Below are 22,059 nucleotides of genomic sequence, written 5' to 3'. Positions count from 1 at the left end.
AATTTTACTAACTGGTATACATAAATAGGGGGCAATTTTGTGGAAATAGGTTTAAGTACGTTTGTAGAAACAACACCAGATGTTGAAACCGGAAAAGTGATAAGTCATGCACAACGGATACGGGAAGTGGTTGAGGAAATCGTATTAGCTGACCAGGTAGGACTGGATGTCTTTGGAGTAGGTGAGCATCATCGCGAAGATTATGCTGCATCATCTCCTGCTGTCGTGCTGGCTGCCGCGGCATCACAGACAAGCAGAATTCGTTTGACCAGCGCGGTTACGGTTCTTTCTTCTGACGATCCAGTACGGGTATTCCAGGATTTTGCAACGCTCGACGCGATTTCAAATGGGCGTGCAGAGATAATGGCAGGCCGGGGTTCCTTCATTGAATCTTTTCCGTTGTTTGGATACGATTTAAAGGACTATGATCAGTTATTTGAAGAGAAGCTGGATTTGCTTTTAAAAATAACAAAGTCAGAGAAAGTAACTTGGCAAGGTGAACTTCGACCAGCTATCAATAATTTGGGTGTCTATCCTAGACCCGTTCAGGATCCACTGCCAGTGTGGATTGGAAGCGGCGGTAATCAGGAATCTGTCATTCGTGCAGGATTGCTTGGCTTGCCACTTGTGCTAGCCATCATTGGCGGTAGTCCGCAGCATTTTGCACCGCTTGTACAGCTCTATAAGAAAGCAGCGGAACACGCTGGTCATGAGGCGTCAAAGCTTCCGATTGCATCACATTCACATGGATTCGTTGGCGAAACTACTGAAGAAGCGGCGGCGAAGTTTTTCCCTTCTACTCAGCAAGCCATGAACAAATTAGGACGTGAGCGCGGGTGGGGTAGATATGATCAAACCACATTCGATGCTGCATGTAGTTTACACGGTGCCTTGTACGTAGGTAATCCGCAAACAGTTGCCGAAAAAATTATCAACCTGCGAAAGAATGTTGGAGTGACACGCTTTATGCTCCACTGCCCGGTTGGCACCATGCCACATGAAGATGTCATGAAATCAATTGAGTTGCTAGGAAAAGAAGTTGCACCGATTGTTCGTGAAGAAGTGGCTAAGTGGGAAAAGGAAAACGAAGGGAAGTTATAGGCTAAGCGATTCTTTGGGATGGGATTGTGCCCGAAAATCGTTAATGAATGAAAGTTGGGTAACAATACGGCTGGATTGTAACCGAATATTAGATTGTTAGATACTTTGGGTAACAATTCGTGGTGAATTGTTACCCAATTTTTGTTAAGGGCGAGGCATGGGTCACAATTAAAGAAGAATTATGACCCATTTTCTGTAAAAAGTACTTTTTCGGTAACAATCATTAAAGTAGCTGCTTTTCTCGATTAACCGCCACTTATGTTCTAGGTTTTATGTGGACATAGGGATAAGAGGGGAAGTATGATTAAGGGGTACATTAAATAGTTCGAAGATATGAAGGACCTGATTCTTAACCTAATGATGAGAGGGGATTTGTAAGTGAATCAAGCTTTACTCGTGATTGATGCCCAGCAGGAATTGATTGAGGGAAATGAAAATGAGAGCAGTGTTTTTAAAAAAGAGGAACTCTTAAATAATATTAACCTAGTTATTGGAAAAGCAAAAGAAGATGGCGCATTAGTGGTGTTTGTGAGAGATAAAGATGTGGCAGGCGGTGAAGGCGAGGGTTTTCAAGTCCATCAGAAAATCAACGTTCCTTCGACTTCAATGATATTTGATAAAAAAGCGACCAATTCATTTTACGGCACAGCATTGTTAGATTACCTGAAAGACAATAAAATCGAACACCTCGTTATCATGGGATGTCAGACAGAATATTGTATTGATTCAGCAGTGAGAACCGCTACAATCAATGGTTTTGATGTAACATTAGCAGCAGATGGTCATTCTACAAAAGATTCATCTGTTCTAACTGCAGAACAAATCATAGGTCATCATAATAAAACATTACATGGGCATTACAATGTAGACAACTTTGCTGTTGTTCGAAAGAGTGAAGAAGATTTGTTTCAACCTATTCATAATAACTACAGATAAACCTAACCTATAGGTAATGATGGAGCAGTGGTTAAAACCGCTGCTCTTTGTTATATTCTGCGATAAACCTGATTTTTTATTCTTTATAACAAGTATGTTCTGAAAGGTATTAATAAGTCAGAGAATAAAAACATTTTTTCTGTGAAAAATACTTCTAGTAAAATGCTATTAAGGAGTGTACAAATGGAAGAGAACCTTTATGAAAAAGTTGGTGGAGAAGAAGCGATTGCAAAAGTGGTGGACTATTTTTATTCTGAGTTGGTTCTTAAGGATGATACCGTTAATCATTTTTTCAAAGAAACAGATATGGAAAAACAACGTCGTCATCAGTCAAAATTTATTAGTTTTGCGTTAGGCGGACCAAACCAATATTCTGGACAATCTATGGCAAAAGCTCACGAAGGAATGAATCTTCAACCCGTTCATTATAGTGCTATTGAAAAACATCTTCACGATGCACTAGCTCACTTTGGAGTGGACGAAAGAGACATAGATACAGCATTAACGAAAGTAGCATCTCTACGAGACGACATATTGTATAAATAAGCTTAGTCTTTTCATGTTTTTTTATCGGCGGCGTTTGTAGAAGGTAAAGGTAAAGAACCGAGCAATTTTAGGAGTCAATCCTTTCATTTGCCCGGTTCTGTTACAGTATAGCTTAAGCTTCTTTTGAGTTATTAATGTATTTTTTTAAATTATCTAAAATAGCCTGCCAGCCCGCTTCTTGCATCTCAATAGGATTGCTGTTTTCAGCATCAAAAGTTTCAATTACCTTTGTTTCGTCTCCTTGACGAATAAAATTGATTGTAACTTTTCTTCCATCTTCTAAAGTATAACCAATACCCTCATTTAGTCTAACATCATCGTAAACGCCACCAAAATCGAATCCAAAACTGCCATCTTTTGCTTCCATTCTTGAAAGAAATTTTCCGCCAACTTTCAAATCATTTTCAGCATATGGGGTGTGCCACTCTTCCGAAGCTGTGTTCCATTTTGTGATATGAGTTGGCTCTGTCCAATACTCCCAGACCTTTTCAACTGGTGCTTTTACAGTTGTTTCTACAATAATCTTTTTTGTTTCCATTTCATTTACCGCCTCTCATAATACGGATAATTTTTATGCGGTTTGTCTACAAAGAAGTCTGTTAATATTGTAATTGATTTCATGAAATTGCGCTATTCCAAATAGTTGAAAATTACTGAATTTTGTAGGTTGACTGAAGCAGGAATTATTTAACTTCCCTTAAGCCCTTCCCATCAAGAATCTCTTGAATTCCTTCTTCACAAACTCCATATGATCTCCATGAGCAAGACTCACATACACGTTGAATATCGGAGGGAACGATAAACCTTCGGATGCGCAACTCAATGTCCTCCCAAACCACAATTTGTCCAATTGTAAGCCCTAATTTCTCTAAAATAGCAGCATCTCTTTCATAAATATTGTCATCTTGGCAGTGGTATATACCTGAGTTTGGGTACTTCTCACACAACTGATCAGGACCCTTTACAAGTTGAATTTTTATCTTAGGGTTTTCTCTCAAGGTTCGGTGCAGACGTGTCATATTTTCTACATATTCTTCGGAATAGCCCATTCCCCGATAGCCCAAAAGGCAAAAAAGATGATGACCTCTCAACTTAAACATAAAATTCCCCCATTTTGATAGGTTCTATGTATAAAAATGTCAACCGAAACAACAATATAGTTAACACATATTGATTATCATACCATATCAAACCTAATCAGAGTATGTGATTCTGCCCGAAAAACAGGAGAGAGCAAAAATTGGGTAACAATCAATTCATTATCCTGGAAAATAGACTTACCTTTGTAGATAACCTATAATATCAAATGAATAACCACATCAGAACAAAAGGTGAAGTTGATGAAAAATTATGCGAGAGTCTTTAAGGGGAATGCTTTTACGAGCAAGTCGCCAACAGAATTACATATTTTAAAAGACTATCTTTTCTGTATAAATGAAAATGGAATGATTGCGAAAGTCGTTGCGCCAGTAGATCAAGACTATCAAACCATACTAGAAACAAATCAAGATAAGCTTCAATGTTTAAGAGAAGGTCAGTACTTTTTACCGGGTTTTGTTGATTTACATGTTCATGCACCGCAATGGGCACAATCGGGAACGGCATTGGATATTCCGCTCTATGATTGGTTAAATACATACACTTTTCCGCTAGAAGCTAAATTCTCAGACTTGAATTTTGCCCGTAAAGTCTACCAAGATGTCGTCAGCACGCTGCTCGCAAACGGAACGACGACAGCGCTTTATTTTGCGACAGTCCATAAAGATGCGAGTCTTTTGCTGGCACAAATTTGTGTGGAAAAGGGCCAGCGCGGTTTAGTAGGGAAGGTCGTGATGGATAATCTTGATCAAACTTCTGAATTCTATCGTGATCATGATACCCAAACGGCATTAAAAGAAACCGAAGATTTCATTTTAGAAGTCAACGAATTAGCCAAAACTACAAAACAAGGTGTATACCCAGTGGTGACTCCGCGCTTTATTCCAAGCTGTACCGACGAAGCGTTGAAGGGATTGGGAGAATTAGCTGCTAAGTATGATACATATGTACAATCACACTGTAGCGAAAGTGATTGGGAGCATGAGTATGTCCTGAGTCGATTCAAAAAAAACGACACATTCGCTTTACGTGATTTTGGCCTATTACGGGATAAGTCGGTAATGGCGCATTGCAACTTCTTAAATGATGATGACGCAGAATTATTTGCAGAAACAGGCACAGCAGTCAGTCACTGTCCCATTTCCAATGCCTACTTTGCGAATAGCGTCATTCCCGTTGCTCATTTGCATTCAAAAGGCGTAGACATTGGATTAGGCTCTGACATTTCAGGAGGTTTTTCACCAAGTCTTTATGATAATGCCAGGCAAGCCGTTATATCTTCGAGAATGCTAGAGGATGGTGTTAATAGCAGACTTCCAGCTGTGGAACGTGGTGTTCCTCATTCACGTATTACTATAAATGAAGCGTTTTATTTTGCAACTGCCGGTGGGGGTGAAAGCTTAAGCCTCCCAATTGGGCGATTAGCCGAAAATTTTGCCTGGGATGTCCAAATCATTGATACCACAACAGCAACAGCAAAGTTACCCATTTTTGATAATCAGGAAGATTTAGAAGACGTGTTCCAAAAAATCATGTATTTAGTTCGTCCAGAAAATATCTGTGAAGTTTGGGTACAAGGTGAAAAAGTACATTCACGCTAGTATTTAGTAGGTACAGAAAGATAAAAACAAATGGGTTTCTGTCCCCTATCCGTCCCAAAGACTAGGTAGAAAAGGTAAAGGTAATGCCAATCAAATTTCCTGATAATTTGATTGGCATTTTTAGTTTGAATCTAGCGAATTCTATTCTGTTATTTTCTTCTTTTCTAAAATACTTCTTGCAAATGCTCAATATCCATAGTAATTTAATGAAGAATACAAAAAACGACAAATTATGGCAGTATATGTATTTATTAAATACTACTTTCTTACTGGGATTATACATAAACAAGAGTGACCTATTTTTTACGGATTCAGCTATTGAATAGAATTTGAAAGGTACGAGCGATGTGAGTATAATAAAGGATTTTTTATTACAGCTGGCGTTTATGCTAATACCCATATTTATTTACTATACATTTATCACAGAGAGAGTAAAGACAGATAAAAATAAAAAAGTAATCATGACTATTTTGTGGGGAATCTCAATTATAGCTTGCATGTCCTTTCCAGTAGTTTTTGGTCAAAACGCTCGGTTGGAGTTAAGAATTATTCCTCTATTGCTGGGTACGTTATACGGTGGTTTTTTTCCAGGAATCATCCTTTCAGTACTTATTATTCTTTATCGGCTTTATTTTGGATTTGATATTGGCTTTTATAATACAGTTCTTGTTTTACTGTTATCTCTGCCTGTCATATTGCATTTTCATAAGGTATTTACAAATTCGAAAAGAGAAATGAGGGTAAAAATATCGGTAGGTCTTTCTTTTTTCTACTGTCTTATAGGCTTAACTGTATTAGGTATTTTAAGAGGCTTCTCCATAGAATATCTTACAGTGCCAGTTATTCATCTAATCTTTGCAGTAGTAGTAACTTGGTGCTTCACTATGTTAATTGAATCAATCAGAGAAATACACCAGCTGCGATTAGAAATGCAAAACTCGGAAAAATTACGAGTTATAGGCGAGTTAACAAGTGTATTCGCTCATGAAATAAGAAATCCGATGCAGGTAACTCGCGGCTTTCTGCAGCTGCTAAACGAACCTAATCTGCCTGATCAAAAGAGAGAGTATATCCATCTATCTCTTGAAGAATTAGACCGAGCAAATGAAATTATTAATGATTTTTTATCTTTTGGAAAACCCTCAATTTACAACAACGAAAGAATTGATATAGGTTATCAAATACAACGTGTTGTAAATATCATTCAAAGTTACACATTGAATCATAATGTTGAGATTAAAATTGATATTCTTGATACCGGCTGGATTTATGCTAATCCTCAAAAATTGAACCAGTCTTTGATTAATATTTTGAAAAATGCGATTGAATCTATGCCGGTTGGAGGTATTGTTTGGATTATATGTACATCAACGGATGATGGATATATAAAGGTTACCATTAAGGACCAAGGAATTGGTATGACAAAAAAGCAAATTGACCGGCTTGGATCTCCATATTATTCCTTAAAGGAAAGTGGGACAGGGTTAGGAATGATGGTAAGTTTTCAAATTATCCGTTCTTTCAAAGGTAAAATTCAGGTGAATAGTGAAAAGGGTGTTGGGACAGAATTTATTATTCTCTTACCCCAGATGCACTAAAGTAAAGAGAATAGCGGAATTATAACAAACACGAGTGGAATATCCGCTCGTGTTTGCTGTTATTATTGAATAATAAATTTCACCTATTTCAACTAACTGTTTTACTCCACTGAACCTCTAATACCAAAGATTTTCTTATCCAAGAACGACTACATGTTTTTTTTCATTATAAAGGCCGTACTTTATGAACAAACTATACAAACGAACTTTCTGGATTCCATAAGGGAGAACATCGATGTTAGACTCTGTTGAAATCATTTTTCGAACTCTTACTGCTTTTATTTTATTATGGATATTTGTCCAACTGCTCGGTAAGCAGACAATTGCCCAGAGAACCTACCATCTTTATATCGCTTCCATTACGATGGGAACTATTGCTGGAAATCTTGCATTCAATATTAAAATAAAATTCCTGTATATAATCATTGCCTTCATTATGATGGGTGCCGTTGCATTTTTATTGAATCTTGTTTCGTTTCGAAATCAACGTTTCCGAAAATGGATTGCTGGTGAACCTGCTATGTTAATTCAAAAGGGACAAATTCTCGAAGAGTCCATGAAACAAATGGGGTATTCAATCGATACACTTAAGCAGGCTTTGCGTGGGAAAGATATCTTCAACATTGATGAGGTGGAGTGTGCTATTTTAGAGGTGAATGGCTCACTCTCTGTATTAAAAAAAACACAATACCAAAATACCACCAAGCAGGATTTACGGATAGTACCCACCGCGGTAACAGTACCGGTAGAACTGGTTTATGATGGGAATATTTTATACGATAACTTATCTAATTATTCCTATAGTGAAGATTGGTTAATGAAAGAGCTCAAGAAAAGGAACCTGGCTGTTAAGGACATTTCCTATGCTGTCGTAGGGACAAATGGAAATTTATATATTGATTTGTTTCGGGATCAACTAGATTAAATTTGCTAGATTTCTGTAAATAATAAGAAGGGTATACCAAGATTGAGGAGGTCAAGGATGCAGCAGGATCAACAAGCTAAAAAGAATTTAGGGTCTATCATGAATCCACAGTTTGCGGGAACGGACCCACAAAAGGTAAAACAACAAATTCAAAAAGATGTTAGCCAGGGACAAGGTGCTATGACTTCCCGAGAGGCTGGAGCAATGCAAGATTAAAAAACCACTCAGAGTGTTTTTTTTCTCGATTTTGAAAAATTCTTAGACTTTCCCTTAATAGAGAACAAATCTTTGAGTAGCCAACAGAGATTTGTCCTTAAGACCCTCTATGAAGGACAAATCTATAAGGAGCCAACAGAGATTTGTCCTTAAGACCCTCTATGAAGGACAAATCTATAAGGAGCCAACAGAGATTTGTCTTTAAGACCCTCTATGAAGGACAAATCTATAAGGAGCCAACAGAGATTTGTCCTTAAGACTCTCTATGAAGGACAAATCTATAAGGAGCCGACAGAGATTTGTCCTTAAGACCCTCTATGAAGGACAAATCTTAAAGGAGCTAACAGAGATTTGTCTTTAAGACCTTCTATGAAGGACAAAGCTTTGAGGAGCTAACAGAGATTTGTCTTTAAGACCTTCTCTGAGGGACAAATCTTTGAGGAGCCAACTGAGATTTGTCCACAAGTCATATAAAGAAGGCAACAGCAAGATAGAAAACGATTGAAATGACTCCTCCAATGAGAGAAACCTTCAATTTATATTTTGCATACTCAACAATTGGCAGATCCATAATGGAAGCAGTTGTAATGGTGGTATCTCCTAAAGGTGAAGCCAGTGCCCCAAAGGCTCCACTGGCAAACACAGCACCTACAGTTAACGGAATCGACGCACCGGTTGAGACCGCCAAACTAACGCCCAATGGCATAAATAGTCCCCATGTTCCCCAAGAGGATCCAATAAAGTAGCCCACAACAGAACCTAACAGGAAAATCGTAGCCGGGGTTAACCAAGCTGGTAAAAATGCCCCTAAGGTTGAACTAATAAAGCTTGAAAAACCCAGGTCCTCTGCTGAAAGGGTTAAGGACCATATCAAGACAAGCAAACTAATTGCCTCCATCATTTGATTCCCGCCATCATAGAAATGGTACAATAGTTCGCTTAGATGCTGACGTCTAATAATATAAAAAACGAACGATAGAATAAGTGTGATAAAGACAGCGAGGAGCATAACAAAGGTGGCATCAGCAATTGAAAAAGCGTCAAATACCGTTTTTGCTCCTTTACTTTTTCCATCCTGCCACAACAACAAAAGTGATAAGCCTAAAAGTAAAAAAACAGGAACAATCAAGTTCCAAGGCTGTGCTTTTACCATCGATAATTCTTTCTTAATGCCGATTCGGTGAAATTCATGCTCTTCCTCTTCAAGCTGTTCTTGAGCACCTTTTACATGTGTATCCTTTTTACCTCGGTTCCAAAAGGTTTGGATTAATCCGATGAAGAGCGTGGCAATGGCAAAGAAGTTAAATAGAATACTTAGTAAAAATACTTCATAGGGTGACATTCCAAAATCCAAATCTCGGATACTGCCTTCCACTAACGACACCATGAAACCAACAAATGCTGTAGCGACGGGTAAAAGAACGATAACGGATTCAGTTGAAATGTCCATCGTCAGACCGACCTTTTGTTTCGAGACATTCATTTTTTTCGCAAGGGATTTGACGACAGGTCCAATCATCATGATTCGAAACATTGGCATCATAAAGGTAAAAGGGAGGGTAAGCCAAATCAGCCCAAGCAGCCCGCGTTCATTCTTTATCTTCGTCCCAACCCATTCTGAAAAACCTTTAATTCCTCCAGATATGTTCATCATTCCTACCAGACCGCCAAACAAGTATAGAAAACCGATAATTTTAATATTGGTCTCATCCGAGAGGGTGGTGACCATATAGGAAACACTTTGGATAGTTCCATCTAATAAGTCCGAGGTAAAAATTAAAGAACCAACCACTAGTCCGACAACTAGACCAGGTAAGATATTTTTTAACCAGATCGACATAGCAATAACAATGATAAAAGGCAAAAGAGAAAGCCAAGTATGTTCCAAAACATCTTCCTCCTTCTTGATATCGTCATTCTACATATTCTTATATTGTTTCCATAACATAGTATCTACATGTATTTTCATTGATATTGAAATGATAAATACGGCATTAATCAACTTGCACATTAACAAGATAACTGGTTTGGTCGGTATTAATGCCATTAGACTTTGTTAATATATGGTATATTTATTTTAGGGAATAAATGGGAGGGGATTGAGGATGAAGAAGATTGTTTGGTCTGTTATTTCATTAATTCTTATTGTTATGGCTAATTGGGGAATTGCAAAACTATTTAATAACCATTTTCTCGATTGGTCTATCTTAACAGGAACTGCGGCAATAATTATTATAAGGTTTTTTAATTCTTCTGGAGGAATTGCATCGGAATTCGCTAACTCAAAACTTCAAAGTGGTAATCAAGATAATGACCTACAAGTGGAGGTTTTGACGAAAATAGACAAGAATGAACAAAGTTTTAAGGCAACACCTTCCTTATATGTTGCGATTGGCTATACAATTATTGCGGGTATTTCAACATTTATTTACTACAAAGATATAATTTTTCATTAATTCACATCATAGAAATCCAGTTATGAAGGTTGGCTACTTATGTAATCAACCTTCTTGGCATTGGTTGAAAAAAATAACGCTATAATCTATAATATATATAAATCATATATAATATAAAATATAGTCAACAGGAGGCACCTATGGATGTAATTGATTTTAAAAATATCCTTTGGAGATATACAAGGCAAATAAATGAAAGAACAAATAATTTAATTATTACTCTATGTGACCACCATGGGATTACCACATTACAGGGGAGAATTCTTTTAGAAATAGAGCAGCATGGTTCGCATACAATCGGCAGTTTAGCCAGCAGGCTGCATATTGCCGGAACCAATATATCTACAATGTGTAAGAAGCTCGAAGGTAAAGGCCTTATTGTACGTGTAAGAGATGAAGGAGATGAGCGAGTGGTAAAGGTTGCTCTCTCAGAAAAGGGAAAAACTGTGGTAGACGAAGTTAATCAAGAATTAATCGAGAAAATTTCCAATTCCATTCAAGGGGAAACAGAGCAATCGTTGAACGAAATCATCAATGGTCTCAAAAAATTAAATACCTTGCTGGAAAAAATGGAATAAGGATTGTGACTAAATGATAAGGAAGAAATGCATAATGAGTCTAGAGTGTAAAACTAAAAGGAGAAATGCATAATGTGGGAAGGAATTGTATCAACCTATGCAGCAATGCTGGATTGGCATATGTGGGCGGAGGTGTTAACCTCACCAAAAGCTTGGGGGTTAATCCTTTCATTAGCTGTTCTAGAATGTATATTATCCGCGGATAATGCGTTGGTATTGTCTGCATTTGTAAAGCCACTGCCAAAAGAACAGCAAAAGAAAGCATTGGTATATGGACTTTGGGGAGCATATATATTCCGATTTATTTTCATCGGCTTAGGAACATTTTTAATAAAATTATGGTGGATTAAATTAATCGGTGCCCTTTACCTGTTGTGGCTTGCTGTTAAATTCTTTAAAGACAAACTCCTTCACAAGGAAGCAGAAGCGGAAGAACAAGTACAGCCAAAAGGCTGGCTGGTGAAGACCTTTGGTTTCTTCTGGGCAACGGTTATCTCGGTAGAGCTTATGGATTTAGCCTTTTCTGTCGATAGTATTTTGACTGCACTTGCCGTGTCTGAGGAAGTATGGGTCATCTTACTTGGAGGAATGATTGGAATCCTGCTCATGAGGGGTGTGGCAACGTTCTTCATTGCTTTAATGGACAGAGTACCTGAGCTTGAAACAACTGCATATATTTTGATTACTTTTATAGCAATTAAAATGGGACTAACCTTGGTGGATATTCACATTGCAAATGAAATATTTATTGGTTTCTTAGTTTTATCATTTATAGTGACATTCATTATCCATTATATTCGCAAATCGAGAGCAGAAAAGTACTCTCATTAAGAATAGAGTAATAAACGGAAAATGCTGCAGCTAATTTTTGCTGCAGCATTTTTCCATTTTGGTATAAACCGGTAACATCTATTCCTGCCTACCAAATATCTCCACGTTCCTTTTTCAAAGCTTTCATCTTTTCAACCCATTCATCGACTCGCTGCCTAATTTCCTTGCTTTTTGCGTCGGCTTCTTCTCGATTATCCTTGTACATTTCATAATAGACTTCTTTTATTGCTTCACTTCGTTCCATTGCCCAATCTCTTAGTTCATTCTGCTGTTCTTCTGTAATCCATTTGTTTTCGCCCATTATACTTATTGCATCACTTAAGCGCTGTGATTCGCGTCTGCCAATGGTCCATACCTGTAATGGATACTGTTCCCCAATTTTGTACTCATCACCTAACTCCCAGCCATCGGGTGCCATGGTAAAGGCCCAGGCAAGATCGAGTGTAGCGGGGAGCCATTCGTATTGGATGGTATTTTTCAATTCTTCCGGATTGTCAGCTTTAAAGTACTCTCCATTTCCTGCCTCAGCAACAGCTTTCAATTGATCTTCTGTTTTGCTATCAACATCAAAGCCTATGATGTTGACGGTATTGCTGCTGTTTTTTGCAGCCAAATCTCTGCTTGCCTGAATAGGGTCGCCGCCACAGGTTTCAGCTCCGTCACTGACAATATAAATGGTTGTTCCTTCCAGATAATTACTGCTCATTTCTGCAGCTTTTTGTATGGCACCTGCTAGTGGTGTCCAACCTTTACTTTCAAATGAATCAACCGCTTCATGGAAATCTTGTTTTGAATACTTACCCATTGGATAAAGCTCCTCAATACCTGAGCATGATTCAAACATATCTTCATCATTCTCCGAGCCTTTATGTCCATAGACGACGAGGGAAACCTCGCTCGATTGGCCGATTGTTTGGGCAAAGCTTTTAACAGCATCCTTGGCAATGTCCATTTTTACTCTGCCATCTGATTGCAGGAGCATACTCGAACTGGCATCGAGTAAGATGATTGCCTTTTTATTAGCCGCCACTTCTTCGTCAACATCGGACCTGGTCGGATCTGGCAGGTAGGGTTCTTCAAAATTTGGTTGATAGGCCATGCTGCTTTCAATAACCTGCTTATAATGGGGACTGGCAAGCAGGCCAAGCAATCCTTTTTTTATCGTATCCAAATCATCCGATTCTTTTGTCAATTGTTCTAGCTGTGATGGTAATTGGTTTTTAATTTCAGGATCCATTTCAGGAATAGAATTGCCTATTTCTTTACTATCTTCTTCATATGATAAATCTGCCATCATGCTCCCAGGTGGGAGATTTGTCAGTGCTTCTTTGGACACTTCTAAATTTATTTTCTCAATATCTTCTAACCTGCTTTCCTGCGTTTCTTCCTTCACAGCAGGTTCGGTTGTCACATGATCTTTTTCATTACTGCATGCCGTCAGGACAAACGAAAAAAGCAGCAATAATAAAAAGCTATGTTTCTTCACACATATCCTCCTCTTGCTCGTACAATTATGTATTTGTTGGTAAAAAACATTCTTATAAAGTTTAACATGAAGATACATCCTGTTAATGAGTCATTGGTAATGGTAAATTTACAGTAATTGAGAAGTGTTTTAATCCTGGTATAAAAAGAATAGTGTGATATAATTACATGTGCTTTTTAGAGTGTTTACCAACAACGATAAAACAGAAACTAGGTGAATTAGAAATGGAACGTGAACAACATACAAAAGGTATTTACTATACTGCTGGAGCGTATATTTTTTGGGGAGTACTACCTATCTACTGGAAATTTATAGACCAAGTTACCGCACTTGAAATTTTAGCACATCGAGTTATTTGGTCATTTATTTTTGTTTTACTAATAGTGGGCATTTTGAAGAGAAAACTATTAAAAAACTTTTTTCAAGTTCAAATGAAACAGAAAAAAACATGGCTGGGACTTTTTCTTGCTTCGCTATTAATTAGTATTAACTGGTTCGTTTATATATTTGCTGTGAACAGTAACCATATCGTGGAGGCTAGCTTAGGCTACTTTATTAATCCACTTGTTGCCGTTTTGTTAGGGGTTTTTGTTTTAGGTGAAAAAATGAATGCCTGGCAGGCAATCTCATTTGTGGTAGCCGGTATCGGTGTCGTTTATATGACGCTATCACTTGGAACTTTCCCATGGATTGCGCTGATATTAGCCTTATCCTTCGGTTTTTATGGTCTGTCAAAAAAACTTATAAAAGTAGACTCTATTTTAGGCTTGTTATTGGAGACATTATTTATAGTACCTTTTGCTTTATTGTTTTTAGCATATTTAGGTGTAAATGGTCAGCAAAGCTTCGCGACCGGATCCTTAAAAGATGATCTATTTTTAATAGGATCTGGTATCGCTACAGCACTGCCGCTTTTATGGTTTGGAATTGGAGCACAAAAGATTCCACTCTACTTGGTTGGCTTCTTACAATATATAGCTCCGACCATTAGTTTACTCCTTGGAGTACTTATTTACGGAGAGTCCTTTACGAAGGACCATGCCGTTACCTTTACATTTATCTGGATTGCATTAGGAATCTTTAGTATCTCTAATATTCGTCAGATGCTAAAGAAACGAAAAATATCTGCAGTAGCCACAAATGCAAAGAGCGTGTAAATCGATATACTAAATTTCCTAAAGGACTATTGAATTGTTAAACAATTTGATGGTCTTTTTTGTTAGCATTTTTTACAAAGCATCTCATTTCTTCCATACATAATGGCTGATTTCCCGGAATACTTTCATATAAATATCTATTTATAAAAAATGATGAACGAACTAGCTAACCTTGACGTCATATCTACAGTTGAAAATATGAAAATAAATAAAAAGGACGATGAATGTGATGAGGAAAGAAATGGAAGTGATGGTGCAAGGAGAGTATCCGTTAGCAGCGACATTAACGTATCCAGAAGGAGAAAGTCAAAAATACCCTTTGGTGGTTATGGTACACGGAAGCGGCCCTACGGATCGAGATTCGAATGCTAAAGGCATGCCCATGAATATTTTTAAACAATTAAGTGAGGTAGTGGCTGCAGAGGGGTTCGCTAGTATTCGTTATGATAAAAGAGGCGTAGGAGCGAGTAAAGGGGACTTTTACGAAACGGGAGTGCACGATTTAATCAACGATGCACACGCGGTAGTAGAATTTGCTAAAAAGCATCCAAAGATAGACTCTGAGAATGTAATCTTACTAGGACATAGTGAAGGAAGTATTATCGCCCCATTCGTGAATGAAAAAGTCTCAGTAGATGGGATGATTCTTCTGGCAGGCACAGCTGAACCTTTAGCAGAAACCTTGACCTGGCAGCGAGAGGAAATAATCAAGGATGTAAGAACTGTAAAGGGGTTTCAAGGATGGTTAATTCGATTATTAAAAGTAGATGAGAAAATTACAAAAATGAATGACGACCTAACAGTGGCCCTGCTAGCATCGGATGAGCCAGTTATCAAGTACAAAGGGAAAAAAGTAAATGCTAAATGGAATCGAGAGCATATTCAATTTGACGTATCAAAACCGTTACAGAAAGTCACTTGTCCTGTTCTGGCTATTACAGGTACAAAGGATGTAAACGTAAAGGTCAGCGATTTAGAAAAAATCAAATCTCTAGTTCAAGGAGAGTGTGAAACTCACATTATTCAAGATATGACACATTTGCTTCGTAAGACAGATGTGGAACACAGCATTAGTAAAATTTTGAATAATAATAAAAAATCAGTTAAACAACCTATAGATTCTGAATTAAAAGACAAAATTATTTCATGGTTAAGGAATTGGAAAAATAGACAGGTAAAAACCGAAAATGCAGAACAGATGGTTAAATAATATCAACATAAATCGTTTTAGAGTAGGGGCATACGTCCTTACTCTTTTTTTTTGCCTTTGGTTTCTCGAAAATTGTTTGGAGTTTTGGTAAGGTGTATACTTACTAATTGAATTCTTGTCTTAGGGGGATACGAAGATGGAAATAAAACCAAAGGCCATTTTTTTAGACATGGATGGCACAATTCTAAATCACAAAAATCTAGTAAGCATACATACGAAAGAGATCATTGACCAGTTACGTAACCAGGGAAAATTCGTGTTTATCGCTACAGGCAGAGCGATTGATGAAATCGAGGGACTTGTCCCCAAGGGCTTTCAAGTAGATGGTGTCGTAACATCAAATGGCATGGCAGGATATGTAGGTGAAAAGGCTATTTTTAAACATTCCCTTCCGCTTAACCTTGTGGAGGAAATAATAAAAAGAGCAAGGGAAAATGAAGTCTATTACGAACTATTTCCATATGGATTGGACCGTATCACATTAAGACAAGATCGGAAATATGTTGAAAATGAAATAACAGAACCAAAGCCTGAAAGTGTCGGCACCAATGAGTGGCTTTCCCGAAAGGAAGCAATTAATGAGAAGATTATGTGGGTGGATGAAATTGTTGGCAAGGAATTTTCTAAATTCTATTTCTTTGCTAAGTCAAAGGAACATATCAACCATTGGAAAAAAGAACTTGAAAGATTAAAGAAAGAAATAGATTTTACAACCTCGATTTCATCTAATCATAACGTCGAGGTCATGGCTGCGAACGTGAATAAGGCAACAGGGATTCAACAAATGTTGAAACACTTTCATTTATCTGATACAGAAGCAATGGCAATAGGTGATAGTGATAATGATCTGCCAATGCTCCGACTCGTTCATTATTCTGTAGCCATGAAAAATGCTCCTGATTCCATAAAAGAAATCGTCGATGATGTTACAGAATTCACCTGCGATGAAGATGGGGTTGCTTATTATCTTAAGAAGCGATTTTTGTCTGAGCAATACTAATGATAACAATCTTAAATCCTGGAGGGAATTCATTGAAATTAAGCGTTCTCGACCAATCTGTCATCAGTAAAGGGAATCCCCTAGCAGTGCTTTACAAAAAACAGTTAAACTTGCTCAATTAACAGAAGAGCTAGGTTATACACGGTTTTGGGTAGCTGAACACCATAATACAAATGGAATAGCTGGTTCCTCACCGGAAATCTTGATCTCTCATATCGCTTCTAACACTAAAAGAATTCGCGTCGGCTCCGGCGGTGTACTGCTCCCACAGTATAGCCCTTATAAGATTGCCGAGAACTTTAAGGTATTAGAGGTATTGTTTCCAAACAGAATTGATGCCGGAGTTGGGCGTTCTCCCGGCGGTTCTCCGAGTACGCGGATGGCGTTAACCGATGGAATACGCAAAAGCATGAATGAATTCCCTAGGCAGATTCAAGATTTACAAGGATATTTTTTAAACCAACTACCGATAGAGCACCCATTCTATGATGTTAAAGCGTATCCTGCATTAACTAGCTTGCCGGAAATGTGGATACTTGGCATTTCCCACCGAGGCGCAAGGATGGCAGCGGAGCATGGGACCGCATTTACCTATGGACATTTTATTACTCCTGAAAATGGAGTACGGGCGATGGACTATTATTACACACATTTTCAGCCATCAACTTTTCTACAAAAACCTAAAACGAATGTATGTGTATTTGTGGTATGTGCCGAAACCCAAGAAGAAGCTGAAGAATTAGCATTAAGCCAGGATTTATGGCTTCTAGCTGTTGAAAAAGGGATCGATACGAGGATTCCGACTATTGAAGAGGCAAAGAACATTCCATTAACAACCGATGACACAATGAAGATTCAGGAAAATAGAAGACGAATGATTATCGGCACCCCTCAAAGGGTCAAAGCTGAACTCCTGCGCTTAAGAGAACTATACCAGTGTGATGAATTCATGATCATTACGAATATCTATGATTTTCACGACAAAATCCGTTCATATACATTAATAGCAAATGAACTATTATAATACGTACACTAACGTTAGCGGAAAAGATAAGAGCAGGAACCTTACAAAGGTATCCTGCTCTTATCTTTCACCTTCATCATCATGGTCCATTTGATCCCAACGAGGTTTTCCTTCACGCTCAAGCTGGTCATTCAACGCCTGCCATGATTTTTCAATTTCTCTTTCAAGTTCAATTTTAGAATAAATCATATCAAAAATAAAAGTAGCTGCTAAACTGCCTATAATCGCCCAAATATAAATCATAGTAGTATTCTCCTAGGGAATAATATCTACTAGATTTTAACATATTTTTAGGTTTAAAGCGGAAAATTTATTAGAATGGTGGAAATTAACATTAAAAGGCTAGCACAGGGTGCTCCACATTCTAGTGGTGTTAGTGACGGAGTGTTGTTCAATGATGGAGTAGGCTGCATTGGTAATGGCTTCTGCTAATGTTTCACCCTTCGAACGGATGTTATTAAAGCTAACTTCAGAATTTCCAGTTGTTGAGAAAGTAAAACCAAACTGCTCTAAACGTTCAACAATCATCATGGCATGTTCAAGATTATGCTCAGGCTGAAACTCAGAATCGTGTATGAAAATACCCTTTTCATAATCAAACCAGCGATCCCACCTATTTAACTTCCAACCTAGAATTCTCCGTGCAATTGAATCTGTCTTACTCATATTTCAAACCCCTTTTCTTAATGTTATATAACAGACTAATAATTATTAGTTATTATATAACAGTATAGATAATACGACCACAGTTTTTTATAAAAAAAGGACATTTTTTTTCAACAATATTAGATTACCTTTTAAACAAGTGTAAGCAGCAGCCTACATAGGCTGCCGCTTATATTGTGATGAATGAACTCTGGATACACGTAAGGATATAATACTCTCGTTTTTTACCATAAAGAGCTTGATTGTCACGTACTTCTTATTTTTCCCTTGTCATTTTTACGAGCGTAATAATATCTTGTGCTACAGTATCGTATGGAACAGAGTCCGCTTTTAGATCGTTTTTAATTTTTTCAATTAGTACGACTGCTTCTGGATTTGTTACGGTAAGGGTTTGTACATTGCCATTAAAGACCTTGGTCATAAAACTTTTTGCTTTCTCGAGATTATCATCCACATCCTGTGCATTTGTAGCATTTTCCATGCTATCAGCATCTTTTTTGTTTAGGTCTTTTCTAGACATTCCATCGACACCATTGAGGATATGCTCCTGCATAGAATCGTATTGGTTAGACGTTACTTCGGGAGTTGAGCGGGCTAGGATGATTGTGTCATCGATAACAAACACTTTGATACCATTAATTCCTTCGCCCTCTAATCTTGATTCAAGATGAGAAGAAATCCCGCCCTCATTTAAACCTGAGCTTCCGATTAAGCTGTATACATCCGTTCCTTGCCCATGAGAGGTACCCCCATGTTCATCGGTAGTTTGTCTTTTTTCCCCGTTTTCACTAGGAATAATTAAGCCATCATTCATATTTCTTGTTGTCACGCTTTTATCATAGACACTTGTCGTATGTTCACTATGAGTGCCATGATCACCCTCTTCGGCTTTGACGCTTTCATCCATCATATTCTGTTGAGATGAGCATGCACAGAGTAATAAAGCTGTACAAAAAATGGCCGTATTTTTCCAAATTTTTTTCATAATTTACCACCTCTATAAATTCAATTTAAAGTTATCATGCCCAACTTCATTTAATGTATGAATGGATTTTTTTGGGGTAATCTATCCTTAAAATGTAGGAGGTGGACTTTATGGCAGAAAACTCCAAACAACAGGAAAAGAATGAATCACTTTCGCGTCGCAAATTCCTCAAGAATTCTGGTATTGCGGTTGGGGGATTGGCTGTAGGCGGTGCATTAGGCAGTTTACTTCCATTTAAAGACAAAACAAATACGGATAATCTTGAAGTTAAAAATCCACGGGTGGCTGAAAACTATACTCAGGCATTAATGTATTTTACCCGAGAGCAATTTAAAATGGTTGAAGTCGCAACAGAGCGGATTTTTCCGGCTGATGATAATGGACCTGGAGCCAAGGATTTAGGAGTTGCCTATTTTATCGATCACCAATTAAGTGGGGACTGGGGTTTTAATGCAAGGGAATACATGCAGCCTCCCTTCTTCAAAGGAGAAAAAGTCCAAGGGTATCAAGGACGGCTTAGACGACGCGAAATTTTTGATATTGGTTTACGAGAATTGCAAAATCACAGTTTAACGAAGTATAAGAAGAATTTTGTTGATTTAAATGAAGATGAACAAATCGATATACTAACCGATTTTGCAGAGGACAAGGTGAAACTAACGACGATATCTCCAAGTGGCTTTTTTAACATGCTAAGGAGCAGTACTCTAGAAGGTGCCTATAGTGATCCATTGTACAGCGGAAATCGAAACATGGATGGATGGAAAATGAGAAATTATCCAGGCAGTCAAATGGCTTATACAGAAGTCATTGATAAAGAATTTACGGTCATTCCTCCAAAAAGTCTAAAGGACCACCTTTAAAGTTATTAATATTGAGAATATGCACTAAATCGACTATGAATGAGGTGTAATAAGTGGCAAAGAAATTACCAAAAGTTGATGTTGTCATTGTCGGCGTTGGCTGGGCAGGGGGGATAATCGCTGCAGAGTTGACGAAACAAGGATTAAATTGTGTAGGATTGGAAAGAGGAAAAGAGCGAAAAACAGAGGATTATTTTATGATGCACGATGAACTCCGTTATGCCCTTAGGTATGACTTAATGCAAAATCTTTCGAAAGAGACGATTACTTTCAGAGGAAATGAAAAACTTCGAGCTCTGCCCATGCGGCAATATGGATCCTTTATTTTAGGTGAGGGACTAGGAGGGTCGGGTGTCCATTGGAACGGGCAAAACTATCGATTCCTTCCATACGATTTTGAAATTCGCAGTAAAACCATTGAAAGGTACGGTGAAAAAAAGATTCCTAAGGATATGACCATTCAGGATTGGGGCATCACCTATGATGAATTAGAACCCTATTTCGATAAATTTGAAAAAATGGCTGGGATTTCAGGGGAAGAAAACCCTCTTGCTGGAAAAAGATCGAGTCCATATCCAACACCGCCGATGAAAACAACACCAGCACTTGAAAAATTTAGGAAGGCGGCTAATAATTTAAAACTCCATCCTTATAATCGTCCTTCTGCAAATCTTTCAGAACCCTACACCAATCCTGACGGGGTTGCACGTGCAGCATGCCAATACTGTGCTTATTGTGAAAGGTTTGGCTGTGAGTATGGTGCAAAGGCGGATCCTGTAGTAACTGTTATTCCAGTAGCAAAAAAAACTGGAAAATTTGAAATTCGGACGCATTCCAATGTCAGACGTGTCTTAAAATCGGGCAACAAAGCAACCGGAGTCATGTATGTGGATACTACAACAGGGGAAGAGATTGAACAGCCTGCAGATATTGTGGTGTTAACCAGCTATGTGTTTAATAACGTAAGGTTATTATTACAATCCGGCATTGGCCGTCCATATGACCCTGTGGCAGGTACAGGGGTGATTGGGAAAAATTATGCCTATCAAGTCCAAAAAGGGAATGCAACCGGCTTTTTCGATAAAGAAGAATTTAATACCTATGCCGGTGCAGGAGCTCTCGGAATGGTGGTAGATGATTTTAATGGTGACAACTTTGATCATTCCAATCTTAATTTTATTCATGGCGGCTCGATTGCCATTTCTCAAACAGGTTTCAGGCCGATATCAAATAACAAAGTTCCAAAAGGTACTCCGACATGGGGGAAAGAATTTAAATCCAATTCAATCAAATATGCAAATCGTGTTTTATCTGTAGGCGGACAAGGTGCAAGTATGCCATTTAAGCATCATTACTTAGATCTTGATCCGACATATAAGGATGAATTTGGCGATCCTTTAATTCGGATTACTTATGATTTTGAAGAGCAAGACCGCCAATTAGCCAAGTATTTATCGGAACGATGCGTAGATATCATGAAAGAAATGGGTGCAGACCATATTGATACGTTGGACGAACTGGGTCCTTATGATATTACCACCTATCAATCAACCCATAATACAGGCGGTATCATTATGGGTGCAGACCCAGCTACTTCTGCCGTAAATAATTATTTGCAAATGTGGGATGCTGATAATGTGTTTGTTGTTGGCGCGACAGCGTTCGCGCATAATAGCGGCTATAATCCAACCGGAACAGTCGGGGCATTAGCATATCGTGCGGCTGAAGGAATACTATCCTATAAGCAAAAAGGTGGTTTGTTAGCTTAAATAACGTTTTGAG

The 22,059-nt window shown here is 38.0% G+C and carries 22 protein-coding genes and 1 pseudogene; 16 read left to right on the top strand and 7 right to left on the bottom strand.

The features are described 5' to 3' along the window. Positions 1–39 precede the first annotated feature (39 nt). From H0184_RS13825 to H0184_RS13815, 3 genes are all read left to right on the top strand, one after another. Entirely contained in the window at positions 40–1,101 is a 1,062-nt protein-coding gene (locus H0184_RS13825) for an LLM class flavin-dependent oxidoreductase (protein ID WP_221826194.1), read from the top strand. 378 nt (positions 1,102–1,479) lie between these two features. Further along, complete coding sequence (locus H0184_RS13820; protein WP_221826193.1) at positions 1,480–2,037, top strand: cysteine hydrolase family protein; 558 nt, start codon at positions 1,480–1,482, stop codon at positions 2,035–2,037. 183 nt (positions 2,038–2,220) lie between these two features. After that, complete coding sequence (locus H0184_RS13815; RefSeq protein ID WP_221826192.1) at positions 2,221–2,583, top strand: group I truncated hemoglobin; 363 nt, start codon at positions 2,221–2,223, stop codon at positions 2,581–2,583. A gap of 112 nt (positions 2,584–2,695) precedes the next feature. Here the strand turns inward: H0184_RS13815 and H0184_RS13810 are convergent, their stop codons facing one another. Then, positions 2,696–3,121 (bottom strand): SRPBCC family protein, encoded by a 426-nt coding sequence (locus H0184_RS13810; protein WP_221826191.1) that lies wholly within the window; start codon positions 3,119–3,121, stop codon positions 2,696–2,698. Positions 3,122–3,266: 145 nt separating this feature from the next. Further along, positions 3,267–3,683 (bottom strand): DUF1284 domain-containing protein, encoded by a 417-nt coding sequence (locus H0184_RS13805; protein ID WP_221826190.1) that lies wholly within the window; start codon positions 3,681–3,683, stop codon positions 3,267–3,269. Between the two features lie 240 nt (positions 3,684–3,923). Between H0184_RS13805 and guaD the strand changes: the two genes are divergently transcribed. The 4 genes from guaD (at position 3,924) to H0184_RS13785 (ending at position 8,021) form a co-directional block, all read left to right on the top strand. Continuing rightward, on the top strand, positions 3,924–5,282 hold the full coding sequence (gene guaD / locus H0184_RS13800) for a guanine deaminase (RefSeq protein WP_221826189.1): 1,359 nt from the start codon (positions 3,924–3,926) through the stop codon (positions 5,280–5,282). A 347-nt stretch (positions 5,283–5,629) separates the two neighbouring features. Then, entirely contained in the window at positions 5,630–6,880 is a 1,251-nt protein-coding gene (locus H0184_RS13795) for an ATP-binding protein (RefSeq protein ID WP_221826187.1), read from the top strand. 235 nt (positions 6,881–7,115) lie between these two features. Then, positions 7,116–7,805: a DUF421 domain-containing protein gene (locus H0184_RS13790; RefSeq protein ID WP_221826181.1), complete on the top strand. Its 690-nt coding sequence runs from the start codon at positions 7,116–7,118 to the stop codon at positions 7,803–7,805. 57 nt (positions 7,806–7,862) lie between these two features. Further along, positions 7,863–8,021 carry a hypothetical protein gene (locus tag H0184_RS13785; RefSeq protein ID WP_221826180.1) on the top strand — a complete coding sequence of 53 codons (159 nt, stop codon included), beginning with the start codon at positions 7,863–7,865 and terminating at the stop codon, positions 8,019–8,021. Positions 8,022–8,487: 466 nt separating this feature from the next. Here H0184_RS13785 and H0184_RS13780 read toward each other — a convergent pair whose 3' ends face one another. After that, positions 8,488–9,909 carry a Na+/H+ antiporter NhaC family protein gene (locus H0184_RS13780; RefSeq protein WP_221826174.1) on the bottom strand — a complete coding sequence of 474 codons (1,422 nt, stop codon included), beginning with the start codon at positions 9,907–9,909 and terminating at the stop codon, positions 8,488–8,490. Between the two features lie 217 nt (positions 9,910–10,126). Here H0184_RS13780 and H0184_RS13775 point away from each other — a divergent pair, with 217 nt between their 5' ends. The 3 genes from H0184_RS13775 (at position 10,127) to H0184_RS13765 (ending at position 11,886) form a co-directional block, all read left to right on the top strand. Continuing rightward, a complete protein-coding gene (locus tag H0184_RS13775) occupies positions 10,127–10,477 on the top strand; it encodes a hypothetical protein (protein WP_221826172.1) in 351 nt (116 codons plus the stop codon). Positions 10,478–10,617: 140 nt separating this feature from the next. Further along, entirely contained in the window at positions 10,618–11,055 is a 438-nt protein-coding gene (locus tag H0184_RS13770; protein ID WP_221826171.1) for a MarR family winged helix-turn-helix transcriptional regulator, read from the top strand. 72 nt (positions 11,056–11,127) lie between these two features. After that, positions 11,128–11,886, top strand: a complete 759-nt coding sequence (locus tag H0184_RS13765) for a TerC family protein (RefSeq protein ID WP_221826169.1) — start codon at positions 11,128–11,130, stop codon at positions 11,884–11,886. An 88-nt stretch (positions 11,887–11,974) separates the two neighbouring features. Here H0184_RS13765 and H0184_RS13760 read toward each other — a convergent pair whose 3' ends face one another. Next, positions 11,975–13,372 carry a vWA domain-containing protein gene (locus H0184_RS13760; RefSeq protein WP_313771765.1) on the bottom strand — a complete coding sequence of 466 codons (1,398 nt, stop codon included), beginning with the start codon at positions 13,370–13,372 and terminating at the stop codon, positions 11,975–11,977. A 224-nt stretch (positions 13,373–13,596) separates the two neighbouring features. Here H0184_RS13760 and rarD point away from each other — a divergent pair, with 224 nt between their 5' ends. The 4 genes and pseudogenes from rarD to H0184_RS13740 all read left to right on the top strand — a co-directional run bounded on the left by rarD (position 13,597) and on the right by H0184_RS13740 (position 17,763). Beyond that, positions 13,597–14,529 carry an EamA family transporter RarD gene (gene rarD, locus H0184_RS13755; RefSeq protein WP_221826166.1) on the top strand — a complete coding sequence of 311 codons (933 nt, stop codon included), beginning with the start codon at positions 13,597–13,599 and terminating at the stop codon, positions 14,527–14,529. 229 nt (positions 14,530–14,758) lie between these two features. After that, positions 14,759–15,739, top strand: coding sequence for an alpha/beta hydrolase family protein (locus tag H0184_RS13750; RefSeq protein ID WP_221826164.1), 981 nt, complete (start codon positions 14,759–14,761; stop codon positions 15,737–15,739). A 136-nt stretch (positions 15,740–15,875) separates the two neighbouring features. Further along, on the top strand, positions 15,876–16,739 hold the full coding sequence (locus tag H0184_RS13745) for an HAD family hydrolase (RefSeq protein ID WP_221826162.1): 864 nt from the start codon (positions 15,876–15,878) through the stop codon (positions 16,737–16,739). Between the two features lie 32 nt (positions 16,740–16,771). Further along, positions 16,772–17,763: pseudogene (locus tag H0184_RS13740) on the top strand (LLM class flavin-dependent oxidoreductase). Positions 17,764–17,823: 60 nt separating this feature from the next. On the opposite strand, the gene H0184_RS13735 reads toward H0184_RS13740, so the two are convergent. The 3 genes from H0184_RS13735 to H0184_RS13725 form a co-directional block, all read right to left on the bottom strand. Next, the gene (locus tag H0184_RS13735) at positions 17,824–18,006 is read right to left on the bottom strand and encodes a hypothetical protein (protein WP_221826160.1); all 183 of its coding nucleotides are present in this window, start codon (positions 18,004–18,006) and stop codon (positions 17,824–17,826) included. 99 nt (positions 18,007–18,105) lie between these two features. Further along, positions 18,106–18,429, bottom strand: a complete 324-nt coding sequence (locus H0184_RS13730) for a BC1872 family protein (protein WP_221826158.1) — start codon at positions 18,427–18,429, stop codon at positions 18,106–18,108. Positions 18,430–18,685: 256 nt separating this feature from the next. Beyond that, a complete protein-coding gene (locus H0184_RS13725) occupies positions 18,686–19,414 on the bottom strand; it encodes a hypothetical protein (protein ID WP_221826153.1) in 729 nt (242 codons plus the stop codon). A gap of 110 nt (positions 19,415–19,524) precedes the next feature. Here H0184_RS13725 and H0184_RS13720 point away from each other — a divergent pair, with 110 nt between their 5' ends. Together H0184_RS13720 and H0184_RS13715 are read left to right on the top strand one after the other, a co-directional pair. Beyond that, positions 19,525–20,277, top strand: a complete 753-nt coding sequence (locus tag H0184_RS13720; protein WP_221826152.1) for a gluconate 2-dehydrogenase subunit 3 family protein — start codon at positions 19,525–19,527, stop codon at positions 20,275–20,277. Positions 20,278–20,330: 53 nt separating this feature from the next. Further along, a complete protein-coding gene (locus H0184_RS13715; RefSeq protein ID WP_221826151.1) occupies positions 20,331–22,046 on the top strand; it encodes a GMC family oxidoreductase in 1,716 nt (571 codons plus the stop codon). Positions 22,047–22,059 lie beyond the last annotated feature (13 nt).

It is taken from the genome of Neobacillus niacini (genome assembly GCF_019749295.1).
GTDB lineage: Bacteria > Bacillota > Bacilli > Bacillales > Cytobacillaceae > Neobacillus > Neobacillus niacini_D.
Note: the sequence above shows the minus strand (reverse complement) of the source record. Positions and strands in the feature narration are given on the sequence as shown.

Coding starts and splice junctions, on each gene's coding strand:
- H0184_RS13775 (WP_221826172.1), top strand. CDS start 10,127: ATGAAGAAGATTGTTTGGTCTGTTATTTCATTAATTCTTATTGTTATG.
- H0184_RS13745 (WP_221826162.1), top strand. CDS start 15,876: ATGGAAATAAAACCAAAGGCCATTTTTTTAGACATGGATGGCACAATT.
- H0184_RS13720 (WP_221826152.1), top strand. CDS start 19,525: ATGGCAGAAAACTCCAAACAACAGGAAAAGAATGAATCACTTTCGCGT.
- H0184_RS13805 (WP_221826190.1), bottom strand. CDS start 3,683: ATGTTTAAGTTGAGAGGTCATCATCTTTTTTGCCTTTTGGGCTATCGG.
- guaD (WP_221826189.1), top strand. CDS start 3,924: ATGAAAAATTATGCGAGAGTCTTTAAGGGGAATGCTTTTACGAGCAAG.
- H0184_RS13750 (WP_221826164.1), top strand. CDS start 14,759: ATGAGGAAAGAAATGGAAGTGATGGTGCAAGGAGAGTATCCGTTAGCA.
- H0184_RS13770 (WP_221826171.1), top strand. CDS start 10,618: ATGGATGTAATTGATTTTAAAAATATCCTTTGGAGATATACAAGGCAA.
- H0184_RS13765 (WP_221826169.1), top strand. CDS start 11,128: ATGTGGGAAGGAATTGTATCAACCTATGCAGCAATGCTGGATTGGCAT.
- H0184_RS13735 (WP_221826160.1), bottom strand. CDS start 18,006: ATGATTTATATTTGGGCGATTATAGGCAGTTTAGCAGCTACTTTTATT.
- H0184_RS13810 (WP_221826191.1), bottom strand. CDS start 3,121: ATGGAAACAAAAAAGATTATTGTAGAAACAACTGTAAAAGCACCAGTT.
- H0184_RS13725 (WP_221826153.1), bottom strand. CDS start 19,414: ATGAAAAAAATTTGGAAAAATACGGCCATTTTTTGTACAGCTTTATTA.
- H0184_RS13730 (WP_221826158.1), bottom strand. CDS start 18,429: ATGAGTAAGACAGATTCAATTGCACGGAGAATTCTAGGTTGGAAGTTA.
- H0184_RS13790 (WP_221826181.1), top strand. CDS start 7,116: ATGTTAGACTCTGTTGAAATCATTTTTCGAACTCTTACTGCTTTTATT.
- H0184_RS13815 (WP_221826192.1), top strand. CDS start 2,221: ATGGAAGAGAACCTTTATGAAAAAGTTGGTGGAGAAGAAGCGATTGCA.
- H0184_RS13785 (WP_221826180.1), top strand. CDS start 7,863: ATGCAGCAGGATCAACAAGCTAAAAAGAATTTAGGGTCTATCATGAAT.
- rarD (WP_221826166.1), top strand. CDS start 13,597: ATGGAACGTGAACAACATACAAAAGGTATTTACTATACTGCTGGAGCG.